The sequence below is a fragment of the Paenibacillus sp. 2TAB23 genome, assembly GCF_052115165.1.
In the GTDB taxonomy this organism is placed as follows: domain Bacteria; phylum Bacillota; class Bacilli; order Paenibacillales; family Paenibacillaceae; genus Pristimantibacillus.
In genome coordinates this window covers 296,081-318,432 of the sequence record NZ_JBFRGD010000002.1, presented here as the reverse complement: position 1 = coordinate 318,432, position 22,352 = coordinate 296,081, and the positions used below count along the sequence as shown (strand labels likewise).

Genomic DNA, 22,352 nt, shown 5'->3' with positions numbered 1-22,352 from the left:
TGGCTGCGACGATGATCGACGCATGTATTCGTATTAACTATTCAGCAGACGCGAGGATAATAAGGTATGACGAATGGTCTCTTCGAGCGGAACATCCGTATTCACAAATACATAGACGGCACCCCGTTCTGCACAAATCTGCTGCAATTCCTGCTGAAACGCAGAAACGGCTTCGCGATATTCCTTTAGTCTCTTATGCCCAATCGCAACCTCCTTCCCCGTTCCAAGCTCACTGTCAATCAGCTTAAGCTCACCGCTAAATGCTGGATTGATCTCTTCCTGAGACAGCAAATGAACGAATACGACTGTTTGGCCAGCTGCCATTAAGGACAGTATCGTCTCCTTAACCCCGCTCTCGAACATGGCATCCGTAATGAGCCAAGAAGTGCCTGAACGTCGAGGCAGTGCAGTACCCGAGTTGAATGGCATATAGAGGCTGGTGAATGCTGCGGATGCCGCCTCCCCTTTCAGTTGCTCCGATTCGAGAGCATGAAGCTCTCCCGCCAGAAATTGCAATAGCTTAGGCACCGCTGCCCGGCCATGCAGCGACTGCATTTCTTTTACAATGCTTTCTTGAAATAATCGGACGGATATGCGATCATCTCCGCTAAGAGCAAGATATCCTAGACTTGCTGCAAGCCTGATGGCGTACTGCAATTTATTTGCTTCCTTTTCCCCAAAATTCATGGATTGCGACACATCCACGTAAAGATTAACCTGGAGCTCCTGCTCGTCCCAATACTGCCGCATATAGGCTTTTGCCGTTCGGCCATAAACGTTCCAGTCAATTCTGCGGACATCGTCGCCTGGCGAATAAGGACGGTAATCCGCAAACTCCTGTGAACCGCCGAACGAGCTGGATCGCCGTTTGCCTGCCAGCATCCCTTTAATCCGATTTCCACTGCTTATGCTCATCCGGTCTAGTTCTGAGAGCAAACCCACATTAGGAAATAATCGATGTAGCGCCTCCTGTGCGGTGAGCGAATGCTCCGTTAGCTGGCCCGAAATAGCTGAAAGCCCGCTTGCTTTGCCCACACTCATCGCTCTGCCTCGATCACTGCGAGAATTGACTCGCTCATCCGATCGCTGGTTAATCCCATTGCCTGTGCCTCATAGCTGAGAACGATCCGGTGACGCAAAACGGGCACCGCAGCTAGTCGGATGTCTTGCCACGAAACATACAGCCTTCCGGCCGCGAGCGCCCTTACTTTACTGACGGAAATAACCGCTTGCAGTGCGCGTGGCCCAGCACCAAATCGAACATACCGCTTTATCTCCTCCGGTGCATCGGGTTCTTGGGGATGCGACATCATGACCGCCTTGACAGCCAAATCCAATACGTCATCAGCGACGAGCATTTGCTTGACTGCTGATTGAAGCTCCAGCAGCTCTGCTGCCGATACGACGGCGGCAGCCTGAGGCTGGGAAGCGGCAGTCGTTCTAAGCACAATCTGCTTCAGCTCCTCCCGCGTTGGAAATTCGACACCAATTTTCAACAGAAATCGGTCTAGTTGCGCTTCAGGAAGCGGGTATGTCCCTTCCTGCTCGATGGGATTTTGAGTAGCCAATACGAAAAATGGCTTTGGCAGACGGTGTGTTTCACCGCCAGCCGTAACCGTTCCTTCTTGCATCGCTTCAAGAAGAGCGCTTTGCGTTTTTGGTGTGGCACGGTTAATCTCGTCGGCAAGCACGAGATTGCCGAATATGGGCCCAGGCTGAAAGCGCTGCGCCGTGCTACCTTGCGTGCCGAAATCAATTAAGGTCGTACCGGTAATATCTGAAGGCATTAGGTCTGGCGTGAACTGAATTCTTGAGAACTGCAGGGCAATGCAATCCGCGACGGTGCGGACAAGCATGGTTTTTCCGAGTCCTGGAATCCCTTCCAGCAAAGCATGGCCGCCAGCAAGCAGGCACCACAGCAGCTGTTCTACTGCATTGTGCTGGCCGACTATGACGCGACCGATTTCTTCTTTGAGCGCGGCGATCCTTCCCGCGGCTTCCTCTAACTGAGCTTTCGTTTCAATCAAATTGGATCATCTCCATTATTGGTTCGGTTGTATTTGGTCAAAATATTCCTTTACCTTCTCCTGCATGCTGGCAGGCAGCTGTGAGCGTCCAAGCGACTGCTTCGCTTCTGTCGCATACTCGCTGTATACATCTTCATATGGCCTCGTAGTACCGTCAATCATTGGAGATTGGCCACCCGTTTCCGTCTGGCCTCCGCTTGATGGCCCGCCATCCTGCTGTATGTTTCCTGAACCTTCCAAATAACGCGGAGTCGTAACCAAATGCCTGTTCCCCATGCCCGTCCCCGCTCCACTGCCAATTCCTGACCCGGAACCAGAGCCAGAACCAGAACCAGTGCCAGAACCAGAACCAGAACCAGAACCAGAGCCAGAGCCAGAGCCAGAGCCAGTGCCAGAGCCAGTGCCAGAGCCAGAACCAGAACCAGTGCCAGAACCAGAACCAGAACCAGAGCCAGAACCAGTGCCAGAACCAGAACCAGTGCCAGAGCCAGAGCCAGAACCAGAGCCAGAGCCAGTGCCAGATCCGGGGCTAGAGCCAGTGCCAGGGCTAGAGCCGGAGCCAGTGCCAGTGCCAGTGCCAGAGCCAGAACCAGAACCAGTGCCAGCTTCTCCCGCGGCCGTACCGCCAGACCATCCAGGCGGTACGGTTCCCCCCTGCGCGGCCAGCTTCTGTGCAAGCTGCTGCCCGCTTTGTTCCAGTTGGCCCGCCATGGACCGGGCCAACTGCTCCAGCTCGCCCTGCGATAATTCGCTGGCGAGCGCTTGCTCCAGAGCGGCGAGCGCATCGCCGTCGCTCTCGCCGCCAGCGGCGGCTTCGCCGGAGGCGCGAGCTTGCTGCGCCGCCTGTTCAAGCGCCGCAGCAAGCCCCGCGGCGCCATCTTCCCGCGGCTGCTCCGCCGCCAGCCGCTCCAACGCTTCCGCCAGCGCTTCACGCTGCTCTGGCGACAATCTTTGCAGCTGCGATCGCATATCGCTGATCGCCTGCCGCATGCCTGCGGCGTCCCGGTCCTTCAGCGCCTGACCGAGTTGCCTCAGGCCCGGCTCCGCGCTCATCGCTTCCGCCGCAGCCTCCATTCGTTCGACGGCCTGCTCCGCCGCCTCCGCTGCTGCCTCAAGCTCACTGATCGCCGCCTCCAACTGCTCCAGCGCTTCAGCCCCATCGCCGCTGAGCGCGTCCAGCTTGCTTCGCAGCTCGTCCAGCGGCTGCAGCAGTTCCTGCTTCGCATCCTTCGGAAGCTCCGCTGCATCCGTAAGCTCGGCAAGCTTAACTGCCTCGCTTTCAAGCTCTGCCAGCCGTTCCTTCGCCTCGGCCATCGCTTGCGCCCGCTCATCGAGCGGGTTAGGCATGACGACCAGCGCCGCCGTCACGACCCAAACCGCTGCCGTTCCGTACGCGAGCCGCCTCCAACTGCGCCAAGGCGGCCATGGCAAACTCACGCGCAATGAACCAATAAAGCGCTCAGCAGCCTCCACGGCTTCCTCGCGCTGCAGCCTAATAATGGGCAGCTCGACGCTTTCCTCTCGCTGCATACCGTCTAGCGCAGTAGACACAGCATCCTCTGTCCCCTTCCGATCCATTAACCGAGCTGCCTCCCGAATAGAAGCACGCTTACATACACCCCAAGCCATACCTGCGATTAATCCAGCTGCAGGAAGCATATATAAGAAAAACTGTGCATGAAGGATCGGCCACAACCGGCTTGCGCCAAGCAGCAGCAGTCCGCACCCGCTTCCAATGAATAGGCCCGTAAGTGCAAACTTGCATACGGCGAACACCGTCATCCGATTCCGAACAGAGCCAATAAGCTCGATTAAAGATTTATGTTCCACGGCGCTCCTCCTATAAGCGTAATAGCCAAGTCATCATCTTTATCGGATCATGCTATCAATGCTTTTTCAATCTTGGACGCAGCGAGCGTATGCCAAAGATTAAAGCAAGAACAGACAAGATCGTGTAGATAATCATAAATTCCTGCCACAGGGCCAGCGGCGGATCTTGAGTGATCGGGTTGCCCCTATTTCCCAAATAAGCTTGTTCGGTTATCGTTGGATCAAGAATGCTATACAAAGCTGCCATAGGGTTCCATGCAATAACATGTCCTACCCAGCTATATGATGTAACAGAGTTGTAGTTATACAACTGATCCATCGTGCTGGCTAACACAAAATACAAAAGCGCCGTTGCACCAAAAACAAACAAGGTGACGCCATATGTGACTATGACGGATACCATCGTACGCTTGAAAAGCGAAGAAAAAAATATGCCGAAGGAGCCAAGCACGAGCATAATGAACAAATAAAACAAAAAGACCAGCATCAGCTGCTTGGGCGAAATACCCCCGTATAGAAAGACCATGCTGTATACTGGAATGGTGCTTAACACGATCAATATCATGAAACTAAGTGACGAAACAAGCTTGCTCAGCACGATCGTTGCCGAGCTTTGCTGCGTTGTCAGCAGCAGATTCAGCGTCTGCTTCTCACGTTCGCCGCTAATAACGCCCGCAGTCAGTCCCGGAGCCATAAAAGCAATGAGGCCGAGCTGCGCGAAGCTTAAGAAATAAAAGAGCAGCTTGCTTTCCTCTGGATTGAAAGACTGCGAGCTTTGCATATTAATCTGCATAATATAAATAGCGCTAAACGCCATTAATCCAATGGCAAACAAATAAAAGAATAGCGTCAACATCGCTCTAGGCGTTCGCATGCGCAGTTTAAATTCTTTATTCAGTACTGGGTTTATTAGCTTATTGCGCCAACTTGCCCATGAATGCTTGGCAGCCGTTTGCTCTCTCATTCGAAGCCGTCGCCTCCTTTCGTAATCTCCAGAAACACATCTTCCAAATTCGTTTGTGCCTCGCTGAATGATACAAGCGCAAACCCAGCGGCAACAAGGCCGCTCAACAGCGCTGCTTGTTCGGCGTCCTGCCCGCCGAAGTGTACCTGAATGCCTGATTCATCCCGCAAGATGCGGTTGACGAAGGGCTGCTCACGCAAATAAGCTTCTGCTTCTGCTTCTCGACCAAGCAGTCTGATATGCAGAAAACGTTTGACGCGCAGACGATTTTGAATTTCGGCAACATTCCCAATCGCAATCATCTGACCATGCTCAATAACACCAATTTCGTCGACCATTTCTGCTAATTCAGGCAGAATATGCGAAGAAATAATAATCGTTTTCCCCATTGCTTTTAGCTCGCGCAGAATTTCCCTCATCTCAATTCTCGCACGCGGGTCGAGCCCCGATGCCGGCTCGTCAAGGATAAGAAGCTCAGGATCGTGAACGAGGCATCTTGCCAAACAAAGTCGCTGCTTCATTCCGCGGGATAGTGTATCCACGTATGCATCCTTCTTATCGCTTAAGTTGACGAGTTCCAGCAGCTGCGGGATGAGCTGCTCGCGCTCCGTTTTGGGAATGCCGTAGCTCGCACCGTAGAAATGCAAATATTCAACCGTTTTAAACTGGTCGTACACGCCGAAGAAGTCCGGCATATACCCGATTCTCTTCCTAACTTCATTCGGGAAGAGCGTCACGTCAAAGCCGTCTACCTTCGCTGTACCTGACGTGGGAAACATCAACGTGGCTAGAATAGACATGGTTGTCGATTTCCCTGCTCCGTTCGGTCCGACAAACCCAAATACGGTGCCTTTTGGAATCGTCAAATCGATCGATTTCAATGCTTGAAAGCTTCCAAAAGTTTTCGTGAGCTGTTTGATCTCAATCATCGGAACTTCTGCTTGATCCATCATTGCAGCTTCCGCTTTCGAAGGCTGAATTCGTTCAACCTGAATAATTTGAGTTTCATCTTCTCTGCTCATGGGTTCATTGCACCTCTCCTTCAACTGCAATTAACGGCATGCTCATCTCGAGTGATCCTGTTGCCGTCACCTTCATGCGGAGAATCTCATTGCCTACGAAAAACTCTTTTGGAGCAGCCATCGCGGATTGAACTGTTGACCATTGTGCAGTCTTTTCATTCCAGACGGCAAGCATATTGGTCAGTTGTGTAGATCCGTTCATGATTGTAATATCAAGCTTGTCATACGCAACTTTGCTGGAATTAGGTAATCGGTACTCAAACATAAGCTCACCGTCACTTATGGAATAGATTCCATTCCCATAGTTTTCTAATCGCTGCAAGCTATTTTGTTTAATAACAGGCTGGATGATACCTGCCGGAACGATGGAGCGGTTGCCATCTATGAATGCCGTCTCAAGCGTTTGAATCCAGAATTTAAGGTTATCGGTCTTTATCCGGTCGCCATTCACTTTAAAAGACGGTTCATGATCGGTGCTAAAGCCGACTATCATTGGGTTGGACGAGACAATCCCGCCATTGTTTTGGTTCGCATAACTATCGAGTAAGCTTCGTTCGCGATTGAAAGTGTCCTTCGTGCGTCCTGATGGATACGGAAACAGCAGTTGTCCGTATGGATAATATCCCGACTGCTGCATCGTGCTGCTTATGATCGAAGCAGTTCCGCTTTCGCCGCGTTTCAGATCTCCAATTTTAAAGGCTTGTCCCTTTATAAGCACGGCTACGTGACTAAGATCGGTATCTGTGTCGTTTTTGGCAGATACTTCAAGGTCGTTGTTCACTCGCTTGTACGTTAATGTCATTTGACCTGGATCACTTTCCATCATTCTGCGGTCCAGCCACAATTTGCGAGTCGACCAATAAGGGACTTCTCTCCATATCATCGAGGTAGACTCGTTTCGAACGACGGCTTGGGTTTTCCCATCAAGCGCCAGCATATAATTGTCAAAGTTATTGGAGTATGGCTTCGTGTTTAACGGTTCCTCAAAGTCCGCTTTGACCGTACCTCCAGCAGGTACGAATACGGCAGCTGCGCCTGAGCGAACAGCATCGCCATGCCCGGTTAACTCAATGATTTCAATGGTATGGGCGGATTTTGTCCGCTTGTCCTCCGCGCCAATGTAAAAGATCGAGATTCCCACTATGACTGCCGTAGTAGGGATGAGCCACCATAACCATTCTCTTCGATCCGTTTTAGACATAATAAAATATAACAGCGGTGCCACAACAAACATATATAACACAAACATCACGATAAGCAAGGTTAGGTTCGGCGGATTTATCGACGGAAACTGGTCGATGACGTTGTTTAAGTTCCAGAACATATCCGAAGCATTGCTTATTGCTCCCGGTTGAATAGGCATGATGCTCGTTTGCAGCAGATTGGCCCATAAAGCAGCGCTTCCTGCAGAAGTAGAAAAAGGCTCAAGCGAAGGATCAAAAGCGACATAAATGACGGTACCGAACCCGATTTCACGTGATACCGCCAGCGGCAGCCCGCCTTCAGCTTGCTCGATTTCTCCTTCAATGACTGTCCCAACGGATACCGTTACGGGAGAATTCAGCTTGATAACCGTTTGATCAGCCGCATTTACGGTGATCGGATTGGTCATTTGCGATGTGCCTGTAGCTTCAACCGGAGCAATATCCATGAACCCCTCAGCCGTTTTGGCATAACCAACTCCTCCTGACAAAACAAGCTTACCGCCTAAGCGGACCCAATCCTTCACCGCTTTCAATGCCTGTTCGTCAAAACTGGCAGTAGCTGTATCATTAATGACTAGCACATCCAATGAATTCAGCAGAGCCGCATTCGTCGGAAGATCCCCTTGGACCAAAGGGATTACCGTAATATCATAGCCCTTCTGGTTTAAAGACGGCATAAAGTTCAGCGTATCGGGATCACGGGAGAGTACCCCGATCGTATGGGTGTTTGCTGTTTTCGAACTAATATAGTCGTTTCCAATGAGTTTGACGTTATTGCCGGATTTGAATGAGTCCTTGTAAAATCGGATTTTACTATTGCTTTTGTTCAGCACTTCACCTGGAAGAGAAGCTGTTACAGTGATGGCTGTCCCCACAGGCAGCACAGCCGGAATGACGATATCGCTGGAGGCTTGCGTGTTTTGCAAAAGATGAGAGATGACTAGCTCACCTTTCAGATCCTCCTCCGTTGCATTCGTTAACGTTAGTTTTACCGGGTACCATTCATTTTGCTTCATGTAGCCTTTAAAACCCGCGCTGACATTTACCAAGATGCCACTTTCTTCGGCAGCAGCCTTTGCAACCCCATTGAAGGCTAGCAATGCAGTGAGCATGCTGAAAAAAACGGCTAACGCAGCGGCTTGCTTTCCTTTTGTCCTGATTCGATTCACCTTATGGCCCCTCTCCATATTTTTCTCAATCTTTTTATGTACATCCTTATTTTAACGGTTTTTACAATCGAAAGGTTGCAATATTTCCCATTTCAGGTGATTTCAAAAAAAAAGACAAAACTCAGATTGTCTTAAGCGTCGCTTAAGCCTATCGAAGTTTTGTCTTTTTCAACTTTAAACAATGGGTTAGAGACGGACTGCCGTTCCGCTGACCGCAACCATCAGCATACCCTCGCGAACGACCTCGTAATCAATATCAATGGCAACAATGGCATTGGCTCCGAGTCTTGCAGCTTGATTTTTCATTTCATCGAAAGCAACGTCGCGCGCTTCCTTTAGCTTGCTCTCGTAGGCACCGGATCTACCGCCGACTATATCCGTAATAGATGCGAAGAAATCCCTGACGACGTTGGCACCCATAATCGCTTCACCCGTAACGACACCTACATACTCTTGAATAGGATGTCCCTCAATCGTTGGCGTAGTTGAAACTAACATACATCTACTCCTTTCGCTTCATTTCTGAAGCCTATTTCTGTTTTTCTTTATTACGACATCAATAAGGTAATGTTTCACAATTTATTAGTTATTAATCTCTGATAGCTTTAATTTTATTAATCGGTCCGTGTTTGATTCAATGGTCATAACAACTCGAACGCCAAATTCCTTTGTATCCTTGCGCACCCACAGAACAAAGCTTTCATTCGCTTGTCCACTTGGCAGCGTTTTTCTTCCCTCGTACKTATAATCCACAATCGAAGCATCCTGGTACATTTTTTTCGTTTCCTCAACGGCAAGCTTACCCCACTTCGCATAGGAAGGCTCCGAGAAAAGAGCAGAAGATTCTGTAGAGGCAACCTCGGAATGGGCGAGACTCAGCAATACAAATACAGCCTTCATAACGATATGTCGCAGCATTTCAACACCACCTGTCTGCATAGAAAGATATAGGTATAAGGTGGCCTAGTTAGAATCATCCTATCCCATTCCGGTGCAAAAGGGCTTTATTGCTGAATTATTCTTGGCTCTCATATGCGATAGGGAGCGAAAAAAAACGGCCACCAGGCATAAGGCCGGTGACCGTTTATCGTATTAAGCTTCTTCAACTGCACGATGCTTGCGTTTGCGGTTCAAGAATTCATACACAACTGGGACAATAATTAGCGTCAATAACGTAGAGCTTGTTAGTCCACCGATTACAGTCACAGCCATTCCCTTCGAAATTAAACCTCCAGATTCAAACCCGAATGCCAAAGGAAGAAGCGCGCCAACGGTAGCAATTGCCGTCATGAGAATTGGACGAAGACGCGTGCCTGCCGCTTCGATTAATGATTCGCGTATCGATAGGCCTTCTTTTTCTTTCTGAATGACACGGTCCACGAGCACAATCGCGTTCGTAACAACAATGCCGATCAACATCAGCGCTCCGATCATCGCTGTCACGCTTAGCGTTTCGCCAGCGATAAGGAGCCCGACTAGCGCACCGATTATCGTAAATGGCAAGGAGAATAGGATAGCAAACGGCGTCATTGCACCGCCAAAGGTTATGACAAGTACGAGATATACGACCGCAATAGCGGCTAACATAGCCAGACCAAGCTGGGTGAAGGATTCATTGATTTGTTCGGTTACCCCGCCCATATCAATATCAATACCCGCCGGAAGATCCGTCTCATCAATCATTTTTTGAATTTCAGTTGAAACCTTACCTACATCAGAGGCAGTAACATCCGCGGAAACCTCCGCATAGATTCGGTCATCACGTCTTGTTACCGTGTTAGGCGCTTCGCCCTCTTCGATGGATACGACGTCTTTAAGAGCCACTTCCGTTCCCATTGGCGACATTAATTTCACGTTTTCTAGATCTGCTTTATTCGAGTAGGTTTTCGATTCAACCTTCACGTAAACATTAAATTGCCCGCCATCCTTTTCGATGGTTGTTAATACCGGCCGCTCGCGCACTGGACTTAATGCCATTGCAATTTGTCCAGCGGTCAAGCCATTTTGACTCAATTTTTCTTGATTTGCTACAATTCTGTACTGATCGTATGTTTCCGACAAGCTGGAATCAATGTTTTTCAAGTTTTTATTATCGGCTAGCTTTTTCGTCAGATCATCTACAACTGGCTGCAGCGACTTCATGTCAGGTCCGTATACAAGCATCGATACGCCTGATCCGCCAAGTCCACCGCCTGTGAAATCCTGCTGCTTCCATTCACCTTTGCCGCCCAGTTCTTGAAGGAGCGGTATGATTTTTTCTTTCTCAGCGTTGAAATCTTTGTAAGCCTCATCGTAGCTTAAGTTAAACAATGCTTGCTTTGAAGCTCCCGGACTAAACGGGTTTTGCCCGCCTACCGCATACTGTACAACCGTAAGGCCTTCGCGACCAAAGAGCTTGCTCTCGGCTTCAAGTGCCATTGCCTCCACTTGCTCACGCGTTTCGCCTGGAGCAGGGTTATACGAAACAACCATCATTTTCTGCTCGTCTCCAGCTAAGAAGCTCGTACCGATGACTGGAACAAGGAACAAGCTGCCTACCAAGAGCAGAACGGCCAAACCAAATGCAACTGCTTTGTGGTCAAGTGACCAACGCAGTACGCCTTTGTACCATTCTGCTAGGCGGCCTGGCTTATCATGGTTTGCTTTGCCTGCTTTCATCCCTTTACGGAACATCATATGAGCTAGCATTGGTACAACCGTAATCGCAACGAGCAGCGATGCCAGCAAAGCGAATACGATTGTTAGGGCAAACGGTAAGAAAATTTCGCCAATCATGCCTGATACCAGACCTAAAGGCAGGAATACCGCAATCGTAACAATGGTTGAAGCTAGAATAGGTACGAACATCTCTTTTGTGGCATCTAGAATTAATTCTTTGCCCTTTAGCTTTTCTGTCGTTAAAGCCATCCGTCTATATACATTCTCGATGACGACAATCGAATCATCGATAACCCGGCCGATCGCAACTGTCATTGCGCCGAGCGTCATAATATTCAATGTAATATCCATTTGGCTTAGAATAAGCATTGCAATTAGAATCGATAACGGAATCGACACGACTGCGATAATCGTGGACCGAATATCACGCAAGAAAATCATAATAATAATAACGGCGAACAAAGCACCTATAACGGCTTTGCTTAGCATCGTGTGAACCGAATCCTCTATTGGTTTACCTTGGTCTAGCGTCATGACAAAGGATAAGCCTTCATTTTTGCTTTCGAGCTCTTTAATTTCGTCCTTAACGTTGTTAACAACGTCAACCGTATTCGAATCTGCAGATTTCACGATGTTTAGACCAATCGCATCTTTTTGGTTCGTACGGGAAATGGACTCGGCTTTGTCAATAATGCTTATTTTCGCAATATCGCTAAGCTTGACGCCTGGCACGATGACCATATTGTTCAGGTCTTCTTCCGTGGAGATATTACCGTCAACCACGAGTGCTTTCTCTGAATCGCCAAACTCATAAATACCAAGCGGAACCGATACAGCGGATGCTTGAATGATCCCCTTTACCGTTTCCTCGGTCAATCCGAGTTCCTTTAGCTTCTCTTGGTTGAACGTAAGCTCTCCCTCTTGTACGTTCTGACCGGAAATTTGAACGCTTGCTACACCTTCAATTCCTTGCAGACGCGGGAGCACATTGTCTTGCACTTCCTTTGTGAGCTGTTCCAAATTCAAGTTGTCGTTAGACAAGCTTAACGAAACGACCGGAAATGCGTTTAAGCTAATCCGAGATACGGATGGATCCTGTGCCCCTTGCGGAAGCGATAGCTCAGCGAGGATGTTTTTCACCTCTGCTTCCGCTTTGTCCATATCCGTCTCGTAAGTGTATTCAATTACGACTGACGATGCATTCTCATAGGAGGTTGAACTAATGATTTCTACACCTTTTAAATTTCTTGTTCTTTGCTCAATCGGCTTGGTTATCTTCTCCATAATTTCTTCAGGAGCAGCGCCGGGATAAACCGTCGTCACACTCACGATAGGTACCGTAATGTCAGGCAAGGTTTCCATTTTCATGTTCAAACCAGAGTAAAGGCCTGCAAATAGTACAAGTAATGTCAAAATCCATAACGCAAACTTGTTGTTCAATGAAAACCGGATAATGCTCTTCAAGTTCTTCCACTCCCTCATCATCTATCTATACTTTGAAACGGTAACCGACTCCCCATATCGTCTCGATATATTGGGGTTTTGACGGGTCATGCTCTATTTTCTCGCGCAGCCTCCGAATGTGAACCGTGACCGTAGCTGCGTCGCCATTTGATTCCAAGCCCCATATTCGTTCAAACAGCTCTTCCTTTTCAAAGACGCGATTGGGATTCGAGGCAAGCAGAAGCAGCAGCTCGTACTCCTTGGAGGTTAACATCGCTTCCTTTTCATGAATCATCACCCTGCGGGAGAGCTTGTCAATAAACAAGCCTCGAATACGAATATGCTCGCCCCGTTCACTCTTATCTGCCGTTAGACGCTCATACCTCGCCAGGTGGGCCTTTACTCTAGCTACAAGCTCACTTGGACTGAACGGCTTCGTCATATAATCATCCGCTCCAAGCCCCAGACCTCTTATCTTGTCTATATCTTCCTTCTTTGCCGTTACCATTAGCACCGGAATATTAATAGACTGTCTGATTTGACGGCAAATCTCGAAACCGTCTACCTTAGGCAGCATCACATCCAATATGACAAGGTCGAAGCTCCCTTCCAACGCTTTCTGAAGGCCAATATCTCCCCTGCCTTCAATGTGTACGCCAAAACCGTAACTTTCCAAATAATCACGCTCAAGCTCGGCAATGGCTTTCTCGTCTTCAATGATTAGTATGCTCTTCATGCTCATCCACCGTATGGACGGTCGTGGATTTAGGCAGCTTCAGGCAAAACCTGGCACCTCCCTGTTCTGCATTCTCTGCCCAAACCGTACCGCCGTGCCCTTCGATTATTTGTTTGACGATAGCAAGTCCCAACCCGCTTCCCCCTGTTTCCAAGTTGCGCGACTGCTCCGCTCGATAGAAACGATCGAATATGAACGGCAAATCATCCTCTTCAATGCCAGGACCCGAATCTTCAATCACTATGAGTGCATACTGCTGCAGCTCCCTAACCCTTACAAAAACTTGCTTGTTGTATGAGTCGGTGTGCTGCCCCATGTATTTGACACAATTGTTTAAAATATTAGTCAGCACTCTGCTAAGCTTGTCTGGATCAGCTGCGATTAGCAGCGGTTCTGACTCATGGGTGAGATAAATTAATTCCACCTCTGATTTCTCCAAATCAAAGCGCTGCTCGTCCAAGAAGTGCTCCAAATAGCGCCGAATATCTATGATTTTGAAATCAAACGCCACGGTCTGGAGATCCAGCTTCGAGAAGAGGAACAGCTCATCGATCAATTGATCCATATCTGATGCTTTGCGATAGATCGTTTCCATATATCGGATGCGCTTCTCGTCGGTATTCGCAATGCCATCCATTATTCCTTCAACATAACCCTTTATGGCCGATATCGGCGTTTTCAAATCATGCGAAATATGTGACAAAAGCATTTTGCGGTTTTCTTCATATAAAAGGCTCTGATCAATCGAGTGCTTCAGTCTCACTCTCATATCCTCGAATGCATTGCTTAGCTGCCCGATTTCCCCCTTCGTGGTTGCTTTTACTTTATGAGAGAGATCGCCGTCCTTGATTTGAAGCGCAGCTGCTTCCAGCTCTTTAATGGGCCTTATAATGCTCCTGGAAACAAAATAAGTGAGCAGCAAGCTGGTTAAGCCAATAAAGGCGAGGCTAAAAACGGTTCCTACAGGACGCCAATAGATAGGCACGGTATCAATACGCCTAAATATCAACGCACTTCCTTCACCGCCGTCAGGATAGTTGAAATCGAGCGAGCTCACTTCGAATTGGAATGAGTTGAAGGTTACCTTCGAAGGCCTTTCTTGCAAGAAGCGATTCCAATTCTCGTTCGGCGCTGTCTGATCCAGAAACGGCGCGACAGATTTGATTTGTCCCTCTCTGGAGATGACGAGTCCTGCCCAGTGCTCTCCCAGTCTTTGTTGAATTTCCGCGACGTACTCCCTTTTCTCTAGCTGTCCGGCATCATTGCGCAGCACGTAGGATAATTCGCCATATACCAAAGCTTGAAGATAAGGCTCTTTGCTTTCCTTTTCAAAATAATGCCTTACATCCTCGACGCCGCGAGCATAAAAGACGAATATCATAAAAAGGCTCATTAATATGAGCGGCAGAAATACCATCGCTAAGTAAGACATATAAAGCTTTACCCGTATCGACAATTCTGCTCACGCCTCACTCATCAATATCTTATAACCTATGGTTTATCATAAAGGACATTTCTAAACGAACTTGTAACCAATTCTTACAAAATTATTACGTTTGGGTATTTGATGCGTAATAAATAGGATGACCATTTGTTTAGTTGCATTAATCATTTACGTCATTAAATTTTATATTCTTTTGACAATGAATTGAACTTACGAGAATGAACGCCGACAACAGCCATATATACATGATCCACATAGCAGTTGAAACGGTGGCGAAAGAAGCGAAGCATTTGAATAATATAATGAGGCCAGCTATTGCGCTCACTGAAATAAACGCGCCGGCTCTCTTCCCGTTTGCTGTCGCTTGATTAATTAACGACATAAAATAAATACCTAATAAACCAGAAGTTATCGGTGCCACAACCCAAATGCTTATTGAAAAAAAGTTATCCGCAATAAACAGCTTGACTGACAGCATGACAACAGCGATTGCAAATATAAATCCCCAATTGATTTTCGGGCTGATGGACTGTAACGCTGCCTCTACTATTTTCTCGCGCTTTTTATAGGCAGAAATGCGAAGCAGCAAATATAAACAGGGCATTCCTAATCCAAGTGCCGATAGTGAGAGCTGAAGAATATGATAAACGTTATCTCCCAAAAACACGCTTTGCAAAAACGGCGATCTCTGCACAAACCACCCTTCGCTGTGTGTGAAGTGGTCCAGCATCACATGCGATAGGAACCCGATCAGCAACGAGATCACAAATGCAACTACATCCTGAATACGGTTCATCTGCCAGAGCTTGTTTTTATGTAAGGCAAATCGGTCAATGCCAGCAATATTCGGAAGAAGCTTAGGCAGCGCGGGCTTAAGAATCAAATGGAACGCGCACGCAAAAGCGATGCTGGTCGGCAGCGAGAGTAGAAAAAAGCCAAGCATTTCATGACCGATTGAACGGAACGGCTGCATCGCGATGAAATACTCGATATCCGGTGACATGCTCCCAAGTATTAACCCTGTTGTACTTAAAGACGGTACTATTTTTTTGATTGGAGCAGCGAACAATGGATGCGATAGCGTAAACGGCATTTAGGACATCCCTCTCCCTTACTTGCTCAGTGCACCGAACTTCGGAAGCGGCCAAATCCGTAAGACAGCTTTTCCTTCAATACTCGATCTTGCGATCGGCCCAATCGCCCGGCTGTCCATGCTATGCTCGCGGTTATCGCCCATGACGAATAGCTGACCATCCCCGACTGTGAAAGGCACGGCTACAGTGCCAGCAAACGTTTGTCCTTTGACGTATTGCTCCTCGATTTTCTCATCGTTCAAGTATACTTCTCCATCACGAATGTCGATGATATCACCTGGTAGACCAACAACTCTTTTAATTAACCGAAGGTCACTTTCAGGCCCATTAATGATTACAATATCTCCATGTCGCGGCTCATGAAAGTGGTAAGACCATTTGTCTTCAATTAATCGCTGGCCGGCAATAAGCGTGTTTTGCATGGAAACATTTTGAACCTCGGATTGCGCATATACATAGTTTTGGAACAACATAGCTACCACAACCGCAATGCCAAGCGAGATTGTCCATTCTTTTATTTCTTTTAGTATTCCTTTTGATTGGCTGTTTTTTGTTTTCATCTGCTTTCACCTCGTTTAATAGTGGATAATACTGTGCTTAATATACCTAGCGCCGTTGGTTTATACGTTTCAAATTGGGCAAAGTTTCCAAGCGGCGCTTTGAAAATAGGAAGTGACAACGGAAGCCGCTATGCGCTAAAGTGAAAAAGAGAGGGGAATTCAACAACTATGAATCAAATCACGCCTGCACAGCGAGTGCTTTTCACGGTTATTACCATTTTATACTGGACTTCGATGTACGTATACGTCCCAACCTTATCGCCATATCTTAGTGATCGCGGGCTGTCCCTGCCGTTTATCGGAATTGTGCTTGGCAGCTATGGATTCGTTCAAATGTTCGTCAGGTTCCCGCTTGGCATTCTGTCTGACCGATTTGGCAAGCGTAAGCCATTCATATTGTTAGGCATGCTCACCGCAGCGATTAGCTGTCTGCTCTTTCTTATTCCCGGATCATGGTTATGGCCGCTGGCCGGCAGGCTCATGGCTGGTGTATGCGCATCTACGTGGGTCGCATTCACCGTGCTATACGCCAGTTATTTCGGAGCTGGACAGACCGGGAAAGCGATGGGCAATATTAGTGTCATGACCGTTTCCGGGCAAATGGTCGGCATGCTGCTGAGCGGCTGGCTCACGGACGGCTTTAGCGAAAATGCACCATTTATTCTAGGAGCTGTCATTGCCGTTATTGGACTTGGACTTGCCTTTGTTATCAAGGAACCGCAATCGGAGCTGCGCAGCCAACCGGGTATGTCTTTTGCGATGATCAAAAATGTCGTACGAACGAAAACGCTGCTGCAAGTGTCTCTGCTCTCCATTCTAGCTCATGGTGTTTTGTTTATTACGATGTTTGGCTTTACACCCTTAAAAGCGGAAGAGCTAGGCGCTACCGGCTTGAATCTAACGATACTCGTCTTCGCGTTCATGCTGCCTCACGCGTTCGCTTCGCTCGTAACCGCTAGATGGTTCACACCAAGGTTCGGCAACTGGGGTACGATAGGAGCCGGCTTTCTATTAAGCACCATTTGCACAGCCGCGATGGTTTTCGGAGATTCATTCGGATTCCTCATCTTCACTCAGGCGATTAATGGGTTCGCGCAAGGCTTGCATATGCCTCTGCTCCTCGGACTTGCCATTCGTGACGTGGCGCTGCCTGGACGTGCGACTGCAATGGGCTTGTACCAAGCCTTATATGCAATCGGAATGTTCTCTGGACCTTTCCTCGCTGGCTGGTTGAATGATAGCTGGGGTTTAAATGGGGGCTTCCTATTCGGCTCATTGTTAGGGGCTACTGCCTTTATCCTCGTTGCGGTGTGGGCAAGATCGGAGAGGAAAAACATGCAGCAGTCCACGGTAAAGGAGATTAGCGGATGACCAAGCCTCAGCTCGTACTCGACATCGGTGGTGTACTTGCCACCAATTTATCTCCTTTGCTCTGGCAGCTGTTAGCAATTGAAGCGGCCGTTTCCGAAGAACATTTATACTCCGCTTACAAACGAGAAATAAGTGAGTCTTTGTGGCGCGGCCAGCTTTCTGAGGAGCAATTTTGGGAGTGGATTTTATCTTATGCACCGATGCTAACCATAGAGCAGGGTCGCGCTTTTATCGATATGAGTTTGAAGCCGCTTCCCGCCATCGCTTACATACCGGAATGGCAGCAGCTTGCCGACATTCATATCCTAAGCAACCATTTGTCTTCATGGGTTGATCCCTTGCTCTCAACGATCAGACCTTTTTTGAACACGATCACGATATCCAGCCAAGTATCCTTGAAGAAGCCTGATCCAAGCATCTTTGTATCGGTTATTTCATTACTGCCTCTAGGCTCACCCGTCTTATTTGTCGATGATCAGCAGTCCAACCTAAAGCAAGCAGCTTCGCACGGATGGCGGACGCTGCTTGCTGATGACGAGGGTGTTTGGATGAATGAGGTTTCTAAGCAGCTAAAGGAAATAAGCCACAATCAACAGCATTGATCCGCTTGCTATCCCGATGCTGATTAAAACCGCGTCCGCCTTTCGGAATGAGAGGCGGAACGCATACACTGGATTACGCCTCGCATAGCCGAAGCCTCGTGCCTCAAGCGCATCTGCCATTTGCTCCGCCAAACGGAGAATAGAGCGTACATAAGGAATCAAGATCGGGATGATCTGCTTAATGGGCACCGATTTAGGCGGCGCTGCCGCCTTTCCTCTTGCATGCGCAAGCTTGGCAAACCTCTCCCATTCACCTGTAAGAAGGGGAATAAACCTAAATATAAGCGTAACGATTAGTGCGAAGCTATGAATAGGCAGCTTAATCCTCTCAAGCCAGCCAAACGTTTGTTCAATGCTGCGCTGAAGACGGTAAGGCGTCATAAGCTTCAGCATAGGCATGCTCAACACCATAACAAGCAGCAGCTTGCCAAACCTCATTGCAATCGGCCATGCCTTATCCAGATCGAAAGTAAAGGGATCCAGCCCAATGCCTCCAATTATGCAAAACACGATGATCATAATGGCATACGCACGAATGACGCGACGCCACTGCCATATCAGTGTGCGAAACGGTGATGCCAAAACCGCTGTAGCGATGGATGCAATGACTACTTCCAGCACCGTTTGCTGTGCAAATATGCATGCGGCAAGAAACAGATAAACGAGCACAAGCGCGCGTGGATCAAATTGGTCGTTCCGAGGCATTGTTGTCCTCTGGTTCAACCTTTCTGTCGGGAAGCTCCTCTGCTCATTAAAGCGTGCAGCAGCAGATCGCTTGGTTTGGGCCTGTTGCGGGCAAACGACGCCAGCATGGGCTTCGCTGCTTGAATGATCCTTACGCAGCTTTAATTGCGCCGCAATGGCCGCCGCCGTCTCACGCGGCGTCGGCCACGGCGCCCCGCTTCCCGGCGCCGGAACCCCAGGCGGCAAAGCCGCCTCCGCCCGCAGCGCTGCCAGCGCGCGAAGCGCCTGCGGCGCTGCTGCGGCTTCCGCTACCGCCGCCGCAGGTGCCGCTGCGCGGACCGTGCCGCCGCTGACCACGGCGACCGTGTCCGCCAGCGGCAGCAGCGCGTCGAGGTCGTGCGTGGCTACGACCGCTCCGCGCCCCGCCGCCCTGTGCGCTTCAAGAACCGCGCACAGGCGGCGAATGCCGACGGCGTCAAGTCCCGCCGTCGGCTCATCGAGCAGCAGCCATTCCGGCTCGCACGCCAGCAAGCAGGCGAGCGACAGCCGTCGCTGCTGACCGCCGCTGAGCGTCCATGGATCTCGCTCCAGCAGTTCTAACGGAAGCCCCGCTTCAATAAACGCTTGCTCTATCCTCGTAATTGATTGTTCCTTGGACACGCCGTAAGGCTTAAGAGAATACAGCAGCTCATCACGGACTGTCGCGGCGAACCACTGCGATTCGGAGCTCTGCATCGCGATGCCGAGGCGAAGCGCGACATTCTGATTTAAATGTTTTCTTCGCTTTCCTTGTATCCATAACGGCTCGCCGCCAAGCTTTATTTCGCCCTCTGCAATCGTTCTTAAGCCCGCCATTGTCTCCAGCAGCGTCGATTTCCCCGCTCCATTATGTCCGATTAGCAGCGTAATTTCGCCAGCTTTGAAAGTCATATCGATATCCTTCAGCAGCGGCTTTCCATCATTCCCATCTGCGTTTACGAAAACCATGTCAAGCTTCCAATCAGCTTTCAACATGCTGCACCGCCTTAGCCAGCATCTCTGCCGTCAATGGAAAAGGTGATAGCTGAACCCCCAGCTCGGCCAACTCCCAAGCAACCTGTGCCGCGTATGGAGCTTCAAAACCAAGCCGCTCGCACCAGCTGTCATTTATGCCTGCATGTGATCTTTCAAACCAAGTGTCAGCATTTCCATCGAATGCGATTGCTCCTTCTTCCATCGCAATAATGCGATCGCCAGACCGAAGCTCTTCCAGCTTTTGCGTTATCCATACGACTGTTACACCTTCATGATGAAGGGCTCTTACGTGCTCCAGCACCTTACTGGAAGCCTCCGGGTCCAGCATGGCCGTTACCTCGTCGAGAACCAGCATTGGTGATTTAGCCGCCAAGCAGCCGGCAATGGCAACAAGCTGCTTTTGTCCTCCTGAGAGCGTTTCGATCGGCTGATGGAACTTGTCCCCCATACCTACACGCTGAAGCGCCTTTTCCGCCTCTGCGGGTATGTCCATCCCCGAAAGCTCGTTCTGCTCTAGCAATAGCACAATGTCCTCCCAAGGCGTTGCTCCAACCATTGCCGCTTCAGGCTGCTGCATCACAATCGGTACTGGTCTGCCTTCTGCAGCCGTATGTATCTTGCGAATCATTTCTCCTTCCAATCCGGCAACACGGAATCCCGCCGCTACTTTGGCCAATGTGCTTTTCCCGCTTCCGTTGCGGCCTAACAAGGAAAGCCAAACGCCATGTTCAATCGTTAAAGAGATATCTTTTAAAATGGAATTGGACTTCGCACCTTCTCTCATGGATGGCGGTGTAACACAAACATGCTTAAACTTCACTTGAAAATCGGTATTCAAAAAAATTCACCCAACCTCTTCCCCAAATCGATCGGCTATGCTACAATTCGAATTGTTAACCTTACACAAATATAAACGGTTAACAATTAAATCGCAACTACATAAAAGGAGTCGTTCAATCGTATGCAAAGCAACAATATCCGCTCGCTCGTATTCATCGCCTTATTCGCAGCCTTATTTATTATCATGAGTTCACTTACGATTAAGCTTGGCGGTTCACTCGTACCGATCACCCTGCAAACACTAGGCGTTGTATTAGCCGGTTTGTTCCTATCTCCGCGCAATGCCTTTCTCAGCATATTCGTTGTCATCGTACTTGCGGCAATCGGTCTGCCTTTGTTCAGCGGCGCCGGAGGAATCGCCCACCTAACGGGCGCAACAGGCGGCTTTATCTTTGCTTTCCCGTTTTGCGCTATGCTCGTCAGTATCGCGATCGGAGCTTTTCTGCGAACGAGCAGCTCCAAAGCGAATAAAGGATTAGCTGTTGTTGTATTCTTCCTTATTTTCGAGCTTTTCAGTTCACTTTTCGCTTACCTGCCAGGCATACCATGGCTCATGCATATTACTGATTTCTCATTCCAGAAAGCCATGGCTGTAGGCTTCTATCCATTCATAATTGGCGATGCATTAAAGTCGCTTGTTGGCGCCATTCTGGCTATCTCATTAACACCTTACATCGTCTATATTCGCTCGTCAACCGTCAAGCGCAGCAATCAGACTTTAACCATTAAAGGGTAGAAACCGTCCTATCGCAATAAATATGCGTATTCCAATTGACTTTCGTCAATAGAGACTGACCATCTTCATAACACAGTGGTCAGTCCCATCGGAATACGCATTATTTTTGATTCCAATTCCACAAACGTACCTCACCTATTCGAATAGCCCTTACAAAGCTAACCTCCTGCAATTTCAGAAGCTCCCTGACTGGCCCCGTCGCTACGACGCCGTAAATCTGTACGCCATTATCATCCGCATAACCCAAAGCGTCCTTAACCAGCTTAGTCGAGACAACAGACCTTGTAATTGACTTGTATTCGAGCAATAGCTGCAGGGTTTGCTTGTAATCATCCGTTTGCAAGCCATTTTTTTCATGGTGATACAATGGTATGGTCGGAAACCCTAGCGGATTCCAAACCGCCTGCTCTCCAATTTCAGAACCCTCAACCGCCGTTCTAACGGCATACCACACTAAATCCATCTCTTTCCCATCGAATTTGGATAGCACATCACTCTGCTCGTAATAATTATCCAAAGAGACATACGCTTCAGCCACCGTTCCCTCGGGAAGCTTTTCTAATCGGGACCATTCATTACTGCTCCTTACTGTTTCCGTTGCGCTTGGCAAATAGAAAAACAAATTTGTTCGATTTTGTGTATCTAGGTACGTATCTACTCTTGTACCGATCCATTGATTAAGTCTGAATGTCTGTGAATAAGTGCCTACTGTTTCACTTTCGCTGCCGATTTGCTTGGTGATTGTACCAAAAAAACGGGTTGCCAATATATTAGTCGGCGCGCTGCTAAGTGATACCTCAATATTTGGACGCGATACCGCTAGTGCTGACTTCAAGACATCACTATAAACGCTCTGGCGCATAGGACTGCCTGTCGTGTAATAGAGGGATGTCAGAATCGAATTCAACACACTTAACAGGAGCAGCATGCCAAATACCGTTCCCACGCTCCAG

General features: G+C 48.7%; 19 protein-coding genes. 3 read left to right on the top strand and 16 right to left on the bottom strand.

Annotated elements, in window-relative coordinates:
- Positions 1-33: 33 nt before the first annotated feature.
- The 13 genes from AB4Z29_RS04220 to lepB all read right to left on the bottom strand — a co-directional run bounded on the left by AB4Z29_RS04220 (position 34) and on the right by lepB (position 16,152).
- The gene (locus tag AB4Z29_RS04220; RefSeq protein ID WP_441941840.1) at positions 34-1,041 is read right to left on the bottom strand and encodes a DUF58 domain-containing protein; all 1,008 of its coding nucleotides are present in this window, start codon (positions 1,039-1,041) and stop codon (positions 34-36) included.
- Entirely contained in the window at positions 1,038-2,027 is a 990-nt protein-coding gene (locus AB4Z29_RS04215; RefSeq protein ID WP_441941839.1) for an AAA family ATPase, read from the bottom strand. Before AB4Z29_RS04215 ends, AB4Z29_RS04220 begins: the two co-directional genes overlap by 4 nt.
- Before the next feature lie 15 nt (positions 2,028-2,042).
- Positions 2,043-3,857 (bottom strand): hypothetical protein, encoded by a 1,815-nt coding sequence (locus AB4Z29_RS04210; RefSeq protein WP_441941838.1) that lies wholly within the window; start codon positions 3,855-3,857, stop codon positions 2,043-2,045.
- 55 nt (positions 3,858-3,912) lie between these two features.
- Positions 3,913-4,821, bottom strand: coding sequence for an ABC transporter permease (locus AB4Z29_RS04205; RefSeq protein WP_441941837.1), 909 nt, complete (start codon positions 4,819-4,821; stop codon positions 3,913-3,915).
- Complete coding sequence (locus AB4Z29_RS04200; protein WP_441942012.1) at positions 4,818-5,750, bottom strand: ATP-binding cassette domain-containing protein; 933 nt, start codon at positions 5,748-5,750, stop codon at positions 4,818-4,820. The genes AB4Z29_RS04205 and AB4Z29_RS04200 overlap by 4 nt, the downstream gene beginning before the upstream one ends.
- A gap of 97 nt (positions 5,751-5,847) precedes the next feature.
- Entirely contained in the window at positions 5,848-8,217 is a 2,370-nt protein-coding gene (locus AB4Z29_RS04195; RefSeq protein WP_441941836.1) for a DUF7408 domain-containing protein, read from the bottom strand.
- 186 nt (positions 8,218-8,403) lie between these two features.
- Complete coding sequence (locus tag AB4Z29_RS04190; RefSeq protein WP_441941835.1) at positions 8,404-8,715, bottom strand: YbjQ family protein; 312 nt, start codon at positions 8,713-8,715, stop codon at positions 8,404-8,406.
- An 84-nt stretch (positions 8,716-8,799) separates the two neighbouring features.
- On the bottom strand, positions 8,800-9,135 hold the full coding sequence (locus AB4Z29_RS04185) for a DUF3889 domain-containing protein (RefSeq protein ID WP_441941834.1): 336 nt from the start codon (positions 9,133-9,135) through the stop codon (positions 8,800-8,802).
- 174 nt (positions 9,136-9,309) lie between these two features.
- Positions 9,310-12,339 (bottom strand): efflux RND transporter permease subunit, encoded by a 3,030-nt coding sequence (locus AB4Z29_RS04180; protein ID WP_441941833.1) that lies wholly within the window; start codon positions 12,337-12,339, stop codon positions 9,310-9,312.
- Between the two features lie 25 nt (positions 12,340-12,364).
- A complete protein-coding gene (locus AB4Z29_RS04175) occupies positions 12,365-13,054 on the bottom strand; it encodes a response regulator transcription factor (RefSeq protein ID WP_183561570.1) in 690 nt (229 codons plus the stop codon).
- On the bottom strand, positions 13,032-14,510 hold the full coding sequence (locus AB4Z29_RS04170) for a sensor histidine kinase (RefSeq protein WP_441941832.1): 1,479 nt from the start codon (positions 14,508-14,510) through the stop codon (positions 13,032-13,034). The genes AB4Z29_RS04175 and AB4Z29_RS04170 overlap by 23 nt, the downstream gene beginning before the upstream one ends.
- A 148-nt stretch (positions 14,511-14,658) precedes the next feature.
- Positions 14,659-15,591 carry a DUF4184 family protein gene (locus AB4Z29_RS04165; RefSeq protein WP_441941831.1) on the bottom strand — a complete coding sequence of 311 codons (933 nt, stop codon included), beginning with the start codon at positions 15,589-15,591 and terminating at the stop codon, positions 14,659-14,661.
- A gap of 18 nt (positions 15,592-15,609) precedes the next feature.
- On the bottom strand, positions 15,610-16,152 hold the full coding sequence (gene lepB, locus AB4Z29_RS04160) for a signal peptidase I (protein ID WP_441941830.1): 543 nt from the start codon (positions 16,150-16,152) through the stop codon (positions 15,610-15,612).
- Between the two features lie 168 nt (positions 16,153-16,320).
- On the opposite strand from lepB, the gene AB4Z29_RS04155 reads away from it, so the two are divergent.
- Together AB4Z29_RS04155 and AB4Z29_RS04150 are read left to right on the top strand one after the other, a co-directional pair.
- On the top strand, positions 16,321-17,523 hold the full coding sequence (locus AB4Z29_RS04155; RefSeq protein WP_441941829.1) for an MFS transporter: 1,203 nt from the start codon (positions 16,321-16,323) through the stop codon (positions 17,521-17,523).
- On the top strand, positions 17,520-18,125 hold the full coding sequence (locus tag AB4Z29_RS04150) for a haloacid dehalogenase (protein ID WP_441941828.1): 606 nt from the start codon (positions 17,520-17,522) through the stop codon (positions 18,123-18,125). Before AB4Z29_RS04155 ends, AB4Z29_RS04150 begins: the two co-directional genes overlap by 4 nt.
- Here the strand turns inward: AB4Z29_RS04150 and AB4Z29_RS04145 are convergent.
- Positions 18,093-19,823, bottom strand: coding sequence for an ATP-binding cassette domain-containing protein (locus AB4Z29_RS04145; RefSeq protein ID WP_441941827.1), 1,731 nt, complete (start codon positions 19,821-19,823; stop codon positions 18,093-18,095). The genes AB4Z29_RS04150 and AB4Z29_RS04145 overlap by 33 nt on opposite strands.
- Positions 19,810-20,661: an energy-coupling factor ABC transporter ATP-binding protein gene (locus AB4Z29_RS04140; protein ID WP_441941826.1), complete on the bottom strand. Its 852-nt coding sequence runs from the start codon at positions 20,659-20,661 to the stop codon at positions 19,810-19,812. Before AB4Z29_RS04140 ends, AB4Z29_RS04145 begins: the two co-directional genes overlap by 14 nt.
- Before the next feature lie 123 nt (positions 20,662-20,784).
- Here AB4Z29_RS04140 and AB4Z29_RS04135 point away from each other — a divergent pair, with 123 nt between their 5' ends.
- Entirely contained in the window at positions 20,785-21,399 is a 615-nt protein-coding gene (locus tag AB4Z29_RS04135) for a biotin transporter BioY (RefSeq protein ID WP_441941825.1), read from the top strand.
- 100 nt (positions 21,400-21,499) lie between these two features.
- Here AB4Z29_RS04135 and AB4Z29_RS04130 read toward each other — a convergent pair whose 3' ends face one another.
- Positions 21,500-22,345: an anti-sigma factor C-terminal domain-containing protein gene (locus AB4Z29_RS04130; RefSeq protein ID WP_441941824.1), complete on the bottom strand. Its 846-nt coding sequence runs from the start codon at positions 22,343-22,345 to the stop codon at positions 21,500-21,502.
- Between the last annotated feature and the right edge of the window lie 7 nt (positions 22,346-22,352).

What these genes read in the sequence shown, in the direction of transcription:
- AB4Z29_RS04220 (WP_441941840.1), bottom strand. Translation starts at nt 1,041, where the DNA reads ATGAGTGTGGGCAAAGCAAGCGGGCTTTCAGCTATTTCGGGCCAGCTA.
- AB4Z29_RS04205 (WP_441941837.1), bottom strand. Translation starts at nt 4,821, where the DNA reads ATGAGAGAGCAAACGGCTGCCAAGCATTCATGGGCAAGTTGGCGCAAT.
- AB4Z29_RS04200 (WP_441942012.1), bottom strand. Translation starts at nt 5,750, where the DNA reads ATGATTGAGATCAAACAGCTCACGAAAACTTTTGGAAGCTTTCAAGCA.
- AB4Z29_RS04190 (WP_441941835.1), bottom strand. Translation starts at nt 8,715, where the DNA reads ATGTTAGTTTCAACTACGCCAACGATTGAGGGACATCCTATTCAAGAG.
- AB4Z29_RS04175 (WP_183561570.1), bottom strand. Translation starts at nt 13,054, where the DNA reads ATGAAGAGCATACTAATCATTGAAGACGAGAAAGCCATTGCCGAGCTT.
- AB4Z29_RS04165 (WP_441941831.1), bottom strand. Translation starts at nt 15,591, where the DNA reads ATGCCGTTTACGCTATCGCATCCATTGTTCGCTGCTCCAATCAAAAAA.
- lepB (WP_441941830.1), bottom strand. Translation starts at nt 16,152, where the DNA reads ATGAAAACAAAAAACAGCCAATCAAAAGGAATACTAAAAGAAATAAAA.
- AB4Z29_RS04155 (WP_441941829.1), top strand. Translation starts at nt 16,321, where the DNA reads ATGAATCAAATCACGCCTGCACAGCGAGTGCTTTTCACGGTTATTACC.
- AB4Z29_RS04150 (WP_441941828.1), top strand. Translation starts at nt 17,520, where the DNA reads ATGACCAAGCCTCAGCTCGTACTCGACATCGGTGGTGTACTTGCCACC.
- AB4Z29_RS04145 (WP_441941827.1), bottom strand. Translation starts at nt 19,823, where the DNA reads ATGTTGAAAGCTGATTGGAAGCTTGACATGGTTTTCGTAAACGCAGAT.
- AB4Z29_RS04135 (WP_441941825.1), top strand. Translation starts at nt 20,785, where the DNA reads ATGCAAAGCAACAATATCCGCTCGCTCGTATTCATCGCCTTATTCGCA.